Annotated in this window: 6 protein-coding genes and 1 pseudogene; 2 read left to right on the top strand and 5 right to left on the bottom strand. The window is 52.3% G+C overall.

Translation table 11 applies throughout. From position 1 onward, the window contains the following. Position 1: 1 nt before the first annotated feature. From GOX45_RS06635 to GOX45_RS22050, 5 genes are read right to left on the bottom strand one after another with little or no spacing between them, the layout of a single operon-like run. Positions 2–2,629 (bottom strand): amino acid adenylation domain-containing protein, encoded by a 2,628-nt coding sequence (locus GOX45_RS06635; protein WP_171099212.1) that lies wholly within the window; start codon positions 2,627–2,629, stop codon positions 2–4. Beyond that, positions 2,626–5,724 (bottom strand): non-ribosomal peptide synthetase, encoded by a 3,099-nt coding sequence (locus GOX45_RS06640; RefSeq protein WP_171099214.1) that lies wholly within the window; start codon positions 5,722–5,724, stop codon positions 2,626–2,628. Before GOX45_RS06640 ends, GOX45_RS06635 begins: the two co-directional genes overlap by 4 nt. A gap of 2 nt (positions 5,725–5,726) precedes the next feature. Beyond that, entirely contained in the window at positions 5,727–5,957 is a 231-nt protein-coding gene (locus GOX45_RS06645) for an acyl carrier protein (protein WP_171099216.1), read from the bottom strand. Further along, positions 5,947–7,536: an amino acid adenylation domain-containing protein gene (locus GOX45_RS06650; protein ID WP_171099218.1), complete on the bottom strand. Its 1,590-nt coding sequence runs from the start codon at positions 7,534–7,536 to the stop codon at positions 5,947–5,949. Before GOX45_RS06650 ends, GOX45_RS06645 begins: the two co-directional genes overlap by 11 nt. Before the next feature lie 20 nt (positions 7,537–7,556). Continuing rightward, a complete protein-coding gene (locus GOX45_RS22050; RefSeq protein WP_371808956.1) occupies positions 7,557–8,726 on the bottom strand; it encodes an acyl-CoA dehydrogenase family protein in 1,170 nt (389 codons plus the stop codon). Between the two features lie 233 nt (positions 8,727–8,959). Between GOX45_RS22050 and GOX45_RS06660 the strand changes: the two genes are divergently transcribed. Next, a complete protein-coding gene (locus GOX45_RS06660) occupies positions 8,960–10,144 on the top strand; it encodes a HupE/UreJ family protein (protein WP_171099222.1) in 1,185 nt (394 codons plus the stop codon). Positions 10,145–10,340: 196 nt separating this feature from the next. Next, positions 10,341–10,969: pseudogene (locus GOX45_RS06665) on the top strand (transposase); the annotation flags it as partial. Between the last annotated feature and the right edge of the window lie 29 nt (positions 10,970–10,998).

A 10,998-nucleotide genomic window follows, 5' to 3' on the forward strand; every position in this document is an offset into this window, starting at 1 on the left:
CTTAGCCTTTAAGTGCAGTCTTCAAGTATTGCTCAGCCATTCCACGTGGCATGCGCTCCAATGCGCTGCTCAATTCGTCATCGCTGACGGTGCGTGCAGGGCCAACCACAACGGCGGCGTTTCCAACAGATGACAGCGATGCCAGAACATTTTCCACCTCGTGTACTTCTATGCGGTGCCCCCTGATTTTTATCTGATCGTCGCCGCGCCCTAGATACTCGAACCGACCGTCAGGCCCGCACCGCGCCTGATCGCCGGTCCGATAAACACGCATGGTGTCGCCATCAATTTTCAGGTGTTGAAACGCCCTGTCAGTTTCGTCACGTCTTCCAAGATAGCCGCGTGCAAGACTGGGGCCGGCAACGCAAATTTCACCTATTTCATTTGCTTTGACGGGCCTGTCGTTTTCGTCCAGCAACAGCACCTGGGTTCCAGGGATTGGCGTTCCGATCGTCATCGCGCGATCCTCAGCCGGAGTGATCAAATCCGCCAAAGCCCAGACAGTCGTCTCAGTCGGACCATATTCATTGGCCAAGATACAGTCAGGCAGGATTGAGACATGAGAATGGTGCAGCGTCTCTGGCACGGCCTCACCCGCTAGAATAACCGTTCTGAGGCAGGACAGGGTTTTTGCGTCAGCTCCTTCAAGCAAGGCTTTGTAAAGCCCAGGCAGCATGAGCGTATGCGACACTTGTTGTTCGGCAATCAAGTTCGCAAGCCCCGCAATGTCCTGCTCATCACGCTCTTTCGTTACGACCAAAGAACCGCCCGATGTCAGTGCCCAATACAGACCAACGACCGAGCTGTCGAACGCGAAGGGCGAGATCAAGAGAAAGGCCTCAGGGGCAGAAGGATAAAACTGATCGCGCGCCGCCTGACTGAAAGACAGGTTCCCCCGCGAAATACAGACACCTTTGGGCGCCCCTGTTGAGCCTGAGGTATATATCACATACGCGAGATCATCTTCTTCTGTTTCGACGGGTTCAAACCCATCGCTCGACGGAACGTCTTCTATGCAAATCGCGTTTTCGATTTCGGATTCGGTGTCGCTCAACACAGCTTTCGCAGCGCAATCGGAAAGAACGTAGTCAATACGTTGACGGGGATAATTGCGATCGACAGGAACATACGCGGCGCCTGTCAGTAGTGTTCCCAGCATTGCACTGATTATGTCCGGCCCGCGCGGCAAAACAATGGCGACGCAGTCTCCTCGACCGATACCTCTGCTAGACAGGAAGGCTGCGATGTCGGACGCTCGGTCTAGCAAAGCAGCGTAACTGGTTGCCTCACCATCGTAAATCACGGCTGGCAGATCAGGATGCATGTGTGCCTGATGCAATATTCGGCTGACGATATCCACGGGTTCGCCGCGCAAATCAGGCCCGAAAAACCCAATACGGCGTCTCAGCTCTGCTTGGTGTTGTAGTTCTGCCTTTCTAAAGCTGCGAAACAATTCGTCCACATCATGCTGGGAATAATGCGCGGTGTTGAATAACGCTGACAACGTGCCATCCGCAGGATCATACTCGACGACAAGAGAAAAGTTTGACGGCGTGCGAAAGTGTAAATCATCAATTGCTACGCCATGAACACTCTGAACTTCCGGCAATGCTCGTATCGTCAAAACAACGTCGGTCAATGGCTGACCGGGGGCTAAACCACCCAGTCGAGCGGCCGTTCCAAGCGGCGTAAACTCTCTTTCACGCAACGCGTTTAGGTTTTCCTGAACACGCTCAAACAAATTGTCGGATGTCAGGTCAACTCGCATCGGCAGATTGTTCACAAACATGCCTACGCAGGCTTCTACGCCTGCCATCGGACTACTGCGTCCCGAGACGGCGAGCCCAAAAACGATGTCGTCGCTGTTTAGTAGCCCCCCTAGCGCCCTTGAAAATGCCGCCTGAGCCGCGACCGGCACCGTAACACCCGCGGATTGTGCCGCGGCAGTCAAGCGGGATTGTTCTTCAGAGGTAAGCGTTATCGAGCTCTCGGCGAACCCCGATTTGTCATCAGTCTTTGGGTGCGTTTTAGGCTGATAGCCTGACAGATACTCTTTCCAGAAATCGTCATCATGTGACTTGCCGGCAAGCCACCTTGCGTGATCGGCAAAAACAGGCGCCGGTTCAAGCTCAATCAATTCTCCATTGATACGTTGCGCAATGCTGCGCACAAATTCATCAAGGATAAGTGTAGCGGACCATCCGTCAATGATCAGATGATGGATTGACCATTCAAATCTGGTCTTACCTTCGCTCTGAGGCCACATACGCACCTTCCACAATGGCGCATTTGCCAAATCAGCAGCAGTCGGAGCGTCGCCGATCCCAACGTCACCGGGTGCGTCTTCAAGCCATTCAAAATCCACCGACTGTTCCGAAACAACCACCTGAAGTGGTTGCTCTAACCCATCCCACACAAAGGCAGTACGCAATGCCTCATGGCGGTTCATGATTGATTGCCATGCCTCCAGTGCGATTTCCTGGGTTAATGCCCCTGCGAGAACACCAGTAACACGGGCGAAATAATGCGCCTGATGGGGTTCATTAAGAATGTGGACCAGCATACCGGACTGGGTCGGCGTTAAAGGATACGCATCAATCACTTCGGGTTGTGGTGACGGCGTGATCATATCCGCGATTTCCCGATGGCCAGCTCAATCGCTTTTCGGTCCGCAGCAGATATTCCCGCAAATCGTTCTCTCGGTTCAGGATTTTCTGCTAAATGCAGCGGTGTCACCAGTTCCGCAAGCCGCTCAATGGTTTGAGCCCTGAACAAGTCGGCGATCTCAAAATCAAGGTTTTCCTTTCGGGCGCTGCTTAGAATTCGTATCGCCGCCAGTGAGTCACCACCAAGCTCGCTGAAGGCCTGATCCACGAAGATCGGGCGATGATCCAAAACATCTGCCCAAATCTTAGAGAGGTGGGTCTCAATACTTGTCCGTGGTAACACACCTGAGGTCGATCTCTGCAAAGCGTCAGCACCGATCCGAGGAAGATCTTTGCGAGAAATCTTGCCATTTGCCGACATTGGAATTGCGTCGATCTGAAGCGCAAAATCAACATGAACTTGCGCGGGAAGGCTTCGGTTCACGATGTTTTTGACATCTTCGGCCGAAGCGCCGCCCACAAAATGCAACGCAAGGATTTGTCGGCTATTTATGGTTTGCACCGAAGCGACCGCCTGCGAAACATCGGGATGCGTCTGCGCAATATGCTCGATCTCGCCAAGTTCGATACGAACGCCGTTGATCTTTACCTGATCATCCAACCGACCAAGATAAACTAACGCGCCTTCCTTGGACCATGCGCCCGCATCGCCAGTCAGATACCAACGCTGATCATCGCCTTTTAACCCGTCAACAAAACGCTGGTCGGTCAGATCATGTCGTCCCAGGTACCCGGATGCCAGCCGACCACTGATTGCAATCTCACCAACAACTCCAAAAGGTTGATCGCGGCCAGCCTCATTTACCACTGAAACGGCCATTCCCGGCGCAGGTCGCCCCAGCGAAACACTGTATTCCGGTGGATCGTCTGGCTGAAAGTGGTGCATCATAGCCCCAACAACAGCTTCTGTCGGCCCGTATTCGTTTATCAGATTGATCCGTTTCCCCAATTGCTCAAGCGCGCGGTCTGCAAGCTCTCGTGGGAAGGCTTCGCCACTCAATGGCATACATTTGATGCGATCAACCGGCCCGATATCGGCATCCAATACAAGGTTCAGATGAGACGGTGTTGGGCGCGCAAAGTCCACTTTGTCATCTCGAAACACATCCAAGACAGCCAAGTCCGGACCTTCTGCGGGTTCAGCATATGTGACTATCTGACCACCTGTCACGAGCGGCAGGAAGATACTGTTGATTGTCAGATCAAATCCAATCGCAGAGAAAAGAGCATAGCTCCAACCATCTTCCACCGGGTAAGATTGCCGGATGGTTGCGATGTATTCGGCAAGTTCTCGATGTCTTACAACCACCCCTTTCGGGGTGCCAGTCGAGCCAGATGTGTAGATGACATAGGCAGGTGTTTCTGGAAGAACATCGCAGTTTGTTGCGGTCAACGGCATGTCAGAGGCCTGGGTCGTTAAGACTACCCCGTCAAAGTCATTTTGACGTTCCTCTGTAGTTATGATCGCTGCGGCTTGTACATCGGCCAGAATGGCAGAACGTCGTTCTACCGGCATATTATAGTCTACCGGAACAAACGCAGCTCCAGCAAAGAGTGTCGCCAGAATGGCCACTATTGCGTCCGGAGAGCGAGGGAGGTGAACAACAACGCGATCGCCAACACCCACTCCTGATGCCACGAGGCTATGCGCAAGCTGATTTGAGCGATCTATCAGCGCGCCATAATTCAGAAGCTCCTGGTCTGAATGAGACCGAACCGCGGGTAAGTCTCGATCTGTGGCCAGCAGCGGCTCGAGAACCGTAGGTGTTTGAGTACTTGCTGCTGCGGTTGTATTGAAAGCCCGGATGGAGTCACGCTCGGGCTTTGTCAAAATGTCGATCTGTGAAAGCTTTTGGTCCGGCTCTTGCAGCGAAGCATCCAGCATCCGGCGAAAATGCTGAGCCGCCAATTCTCGTTCTACCTCAGAAAACTGTTTTGCGTCGAACACGATGCGAGCTGTAAACTCACCTGTCGCATTCAAGTCTGCGAACTCAATGTTCAGATCTTGAAACGGGTCGGAGCGTTCGACAGGCAAAATCTTCGCTACGCAATCTGCACCTTTGAACTTGGCGGGTACACCTGAAAAAACGTTGAGTACCACGTTTAAGTTCCGAACCAGCGACGGTTTTGTCGTGCCGCTCCCACCCTTTAGAATAAGGCCTCGCGTTGCCTCCAGAACTTTGGCGTGCAAGGTCGTTAACGTGTCTTCTTTGTTCACTTCAACGGAAAGCGGCAGCATTTCCATCACAAGACCAACCACTCGGCGCAGTTCTGGCGTAGTTCGATTATGTTGCGGTACCGAAAGCGCTATTCGCTCGGAGCCGGTGATCCGTGACAGCCATGCAAAGACAACAGTTGTGAGCAGAATTTGCGTGGACATCAGAGAGGTAAGCAACTGAAACGGAGCCTTTGAAACCGCCTGCTCGAAGCTTTTCAACTGGTTCGTATCAAGCTCAAGGAAATGGCTGATCTTTTCATGGCCGCCTTGCCCTCCTTCCTTACCGTAGAGAGACAAAGGCGGATTATCAGCGTTATCAAGGGAAGCTGCAGTTTCGCTTTTGCTTTGAAATAGAGTATTGCAGTCAAGAAAGGCCGGCTGTAGGCTTAACTCCTCGCCATTAAATCGGTCAGCCACACGTTGCATAAACAGTGAAACAGATGCGCCGTCACAAACCATATGATGTTGCACCAAATAAAATATGTGGCGCCCATCCGCTAGCGAAATGAACGCCATTCTGGATGTTCCATTTTCCAGATCAAACGGCACACGTGCGTCGGTCTGCATCCACATCATCGCTGCATCAAGATCGGTTACCCCGATCCTTTGGCATACTGGAGCGCGCGCCGTCGCATGCTGGCGAACGGTGTCGTCGCTCTCTTCGAATGTCAGACGGAAACTGTCACATTCCGCGGCTGTCTCATGAATGGCTGAAACCAACCTGTTGGCGTCCTCAACATCTGAAAACACAGCGTATATCGCTTGGTTCAAATGCCCGGCTTTCGGTGCGGTCTTATGGCCGACCCAGAACAAGTTTTGTGCGTTTGTAAGGTTACGCATCTCTAATCAATCAATCCTTTGAGGTAATTCGCAATAGCGTTTACGGATTGAAAGTTCTCATAGGTCACCTCGACAGCAGGTATCTTGACCTCAAAAGCTTCCTCAAGCGCAGCGATGGCCCTTACGGCTGACATACTGTCAATCGCGCCAGTTTCCAGAACGTCTTCATCATCCTGAAACGCATGTTTGATGCCCGCCGAGACTGTCAGGATTTCACGAATTTTACTGTGCATTGTTGAAGCCTTGATGGTTTTGGAAAATCTCTTCCAGGCCGCGCCTGGAAATTTTTTGAGAAGCGGTTCTTGGCAGCTCGGGCAAGATTTCAATCAGCGACGGTCTCGCGTAGGATGGCAGCACGTCAGACATCGCCCTGTGCAGATCATCGGCACATGTTTCGGACCCCGGTGACAACAAGACCGCCGCGCCAATTGTCAGCGTGTTGTCAGCTGTGCAGAAACTAATCGCCGCAGCCTCAGCCACATCGTCTTGTGCGTTCAAAGCCGCTTCCACCTCGTCAAGCTCAACACGATATCCACGTATTTTCACAAGTCGGTCCGTTCGTCCCAAATAGTGCAGAGTTCCGCTTTCGTTTATGCGGACCTGATCACCGGTTCGATAATATGTTTCCTTTACGCCTCCGGGGCCATAGCGCTCGAGGAAAACGATATCCTTACTTTCAGTCTTGCCCCAATACCCCATCATCACGGACGCGGCTTGCACACACAACTCTCCTGTTTCACCCACTGGGACGGAAACATCGTTTTCGTCAATGATCAACGCGCGCGAGTTCCGCCCCATCCGTCCAATCGGGATAGAGGAAATATTATCCGAGTTTTCTCGCGTAATGACTTCAACCGAACACGAATTTGTTTCAGTGGGTCCATACAGGTTGCCATACTGTGCATTCGGCATCGCATCGAGCGCGCTGCGCAAGTGTTTGGCCGCCAAAGGTTCCCCGCCAGTCAACACCCAACGTATCGCAGAAAGATCCGCGTTTTCCGGGGACCCGCGCTCAAGAAAACTGACAAGCAACGAAGGCACGGAACAATAAATGCTGACGCCATGCTTTTCAAACAGTGGTCCCAGTGAGGCAGGCAGCTTGACTTGCCCATCAGCCGCAATGACCACGCTCGCTCCGCAAACCGGACCACCAAAATACTCATTCAACGACATGTCAAAAATCAACGGAGACAACGCGCACATAACGTCGTCGCGACCGATATCAATGCGTTCAAGCAACGTGTCCAAATAACCAAGTGCTGTTCTGTGCGAGTGCATGATACCCTTTGGTTCACCCGTCGAGCCGGACGTAAAAATGATGTAAGCAAGATCAGTATCCACTCGATCTGGCGTAACGTAGCGTTGGGATCCAGCGACCAATTCACTCCAACTGATCGTTTTTTTACAAGTGTCTGCAGCTTCGGTTGGCCCCAAAACCAGACAGTCCACACCGGACTTTTGGATAATCTCTTCCGCTTTTGTGGCAAGGACATCGCTTGTGATGATCGCCGACATATCGGTCGAATTGACAATATGGGCCAACCTCTCCGTTGGCGCGTGCGGGTCGAGCGGAACAAACGTTGTCGCCGCTTTCAGGCTGCCGAAAACCGCAACCGGAACCTCTAAGCTGCGATAAAAGAAAACTCCAATTCTTGCGCCGCGCTCTAGACCCAACGCCCGAAGCTGCGCGGCAAGCGCGTCGGAATGGTCATGCAGTTCGGCGAAAGAAAGTGTTTTGTCTTTGAAGATAAACGCTGGCTTCTCGGGCTGTACAACTGCATGAGCGCCCAGTGTGTCATCAAGAAACGCCATCATATTTGGTCGAGCAGTTCTCAAGGCAACAAATCCGCAATTATATTCCGCTGGATGTCTGAGGTACCCGAGTAAATCAGGCCACCGACCATATCTCTTAGGGCACGTTCAGCTTCATGGCCTTTCAAATAACCAACCCCGCCCGTAATCCGAAGATAGTCTAATGCTGTCTCATAGCACGCCTCAGACAAGTGCAGCTTAGAGATCGAGGATATCATGCTCGCGCTCTGGCCAGCCTCGAGTGCCCGGGCAGCTTCAAGCAAGACAAGACGAGATGTTTCGTAGCGCACGCGCATATCGGCGAGCCGATTTGAAACAGATTGGAACTCGGTGATCGGCTTCCCGAACTGCTCGCGGTTTCTGGCAAATTCCGTGGCTTCCTCGAGTTGTCGCCGCATCGCGCCAACCGAGGATGCAAATATCAACCCGCGCTCCCACTCAAGGGTTCGGCGCAAGATCGCCATTCCAGAGCCGAGGCCGCCCAACATCGACGAATTCATAACCCGAAGTCCATCAAGCTCTACATTTCCCATCGGCAAAGACCGCAGCCCCATTTTCTCAATAGATTTTGAGACCGAAATTCCAGGCTGGTCCGCCCGGGCCAGAAAAGCAGACACCCCCCATGATCCGCGTTCAGGGTGGGTTTTTGCGAAAATCAAAAAACTGTCAGCTACAGGGGCATTTCCTACAAAGCTCTTGATCCCCGAAATTATGAACCCATCACCATCGGCAACAGCTTGGGTTTTCATCGACGCGGCATCTGATCCTGCGTCTGGTTCCGTGATACACACCGAACCCAAAAGCGACCCAGAAATCAAACCCGGCAACAAAGCGTACTTTTGGTCGTCTGTGCCAAACTCCAGGATAGGTTTCTGGAATGCCACTATCTGCCCGGACATACCAAGGCACAGGCCGGTGTCTGGACATGCGTATCCGAGTGCTTCCAATGATTGGGCGAGTGTTTCGGCCGATACAGACTGACCACCAAAACGTTCCGGGTGGTTTTGTCCTAAGATCCCAGATTTCGCAGCTGTCTGCCATTGTTCGCGAAACGCTTGAAGGTTTTCGCCACCCTCATGATCTCGCTCAACAGCGCTGCCACCAAGGTGCTTGCGCGCAAATTCACCTATGTATTGCGGTATCGTGGCGTGCAATGAAGCCGTATCAGGCGCGCGATATTCCATAACCATACTCCAAGCCCAAAACACACACGCGGGCCTTAACCGTTACTGTTCTATTACGATTCTCCGGTGAGTTTGGTTCAAAATTTAATTTACGAGCCGGTTTGTTGCATCTTTCGCCCCAATTACCTGAAGTGCTCTGCCATTCTTCAAATCTGGGTATCAAAACGATATTCTTTTACATAAAGTGATACGGTTTTGTGTTTTCGACGTACAACGTTGGAAGTCAAAGGTGGTGTATCGTGTTAAATCTTCTTAAATCGTACCTGTTTCTGCTGCTATTTTCGTTGCCCGTTTCCGTCGAGGGGCACGAGCTAAACCAGTCGTACGTTTTCTTCGATGTAAAGGACACTAGTCTCTCTGGTCGTTTCGAGGTGACGCTGGAAGATGCAGCACGAACCGTGGATCTGGACGCAGATCAAAACGGCGACATTACCGAAGAAGAATTCCGCGCTCGCGCCGAAGAGGTTTTTCAACAACTTAGCGCGGGGCTAACACTCCAGGTTGGTGACGAACTCCACAAGCCTGTTTTCGCTGATGTCGGCTTTTTGGGTGCGGGTTTTGCAACCTATGGGCAACTCAACTTTGATGTTCCGACGCTTGTTGACGTGCCTGAATCGTTGATGATGAATTTTGTATATCTGTTCGACTATATCGATCCGACACACACAACCTTCGCCGTTATCGAAGCCAATGAACGAACCGGTATAACCCACAACGAGTCATTTACGTCCTTGGTTTTCAAACCAACTGCCGGGTTGCAAGAACTCAGCTTGGTTGGACAAAGCGGCTTCAAGGTATTTTTGGATTTCATCATTTACGGCGTTTGGCACATCTGGACCGGTTATGATCACATAGTGTTTCTCACAGCCTTGCTGCTTCCCGCAGTATTGTCGCTGAGAATGCCTAAGTGGTCTCCGGCCGAGTCGTTCGAGACAGCTTTTTGGCGCGTGTTAAAAAATATTACTTTGTTTACAGTCTCGAACTCACTTACCCTCACAATGGCCGCGCTTGGCATTGTTAGCCTGCCACCCGGCCTTATCGCATTCTTGATCCCACTTTCAATCGCCGTCGTGGCGTTGGACAACATTTATCCTATATTCCAACGCCGAATTTGGGTGGTCGTTCTCGTGTTCGGCCTCGTACATGGTTTTGCGTTTGCAGATATACTCAAGCCCTTGGGCTTTGATCCCCAGCACAAATTTCTGACGCTTTTAGGGTTCAACATAGGGATTGAAATCGGACAGGTAGTGATCGCTGCAATCGTTTTGCCCATCCTCTTCGTGATGCGGCGCTGGAACCTCTATCAGCCTTTGGTTCTCAAGTTCGGTTCAATAATTCTGATTGCTGTGGCGCTGTACTGGGTATCAGAATCTACTCCAGAACTCATCGCAGGCTTTGGACGCATCGCTGAACGGCTGGGTTAAGAAAAACAAGTATCACCATCGAGTGGCAACCAGAGCTTTTAATGTTCGATCCTAGCGGGACTCCGACAAATTGTGTCAAAATAACCAGCCTTCGGAGCACCCCGCTTTGGCTAAACTTCGCAGTGTTTAGCTGACCTGCTCCCCTGAAAAGTCCTCGATTTAAGGTTAGCCTGTTCTCCAACTGAGGAGACAGACGATGAAGAGAAGCCGTTTTAGCGAAGAGCAGATCATTGGCATCCTGAAGGAGCACCAGGCCGGACTGGGTGCGAAGGAGCTCTGCCGCAAACATGGGATCAGCGATGCGACGTTCTACAAGTGGCGGTCGAAGTATGGCGGCATGGAGGTGTCAGATGCGCGGCGTTTGAAGACGCTGGAGTCTGAGAACGCCAAACTGAAGAAGATGCTGGCCGAGCAGATGATGGACGTGGCGACGCTGAAAGAAATGCTCGGAAAAAACTTCTGAAGCCTGGTTCGAGGAGGAATGCTGTGAACTGGGCGATGAAGACTAAGGGTTACAATCAGCGCCGTGCCTGTTCGCTGGCCGGGATCGATCCGCGCGTGTATCGGCGCAGGTCGAAGCGCCCTGCCGACACGGAACTGCGCACCCGGATGAAGGAACTGGCGTCCGAAAGGCGGCGGTTCGGCTACCGGCGGCCGCACATCCTGCTGAAGCGGGAAGGCTGGGAAGTGAACTGGAAGAAGCTCTACCGGCTCTACCGCGAAGAAGGGTTAACCGTTCGTAAACGGGGCGGACGCAAGCGCGCAGTCGGCGCCAGGACGCCCATGGCGATCCCGCAAGGCCCGAACCAAAGGTGGTCGCTCGACTGAATGTCGGACGCACTGGATGATGGCCG

It is taken from the genome of Ruegeria sp. HKCCD7255 (assembly GCF_013031565.1).
Taxonomy (GTDB): Bacteria; Pseudomonadota; Alphaproteobacteria; order Rhodobacterales; family Rhodobacteraceae; genus Ruegeria.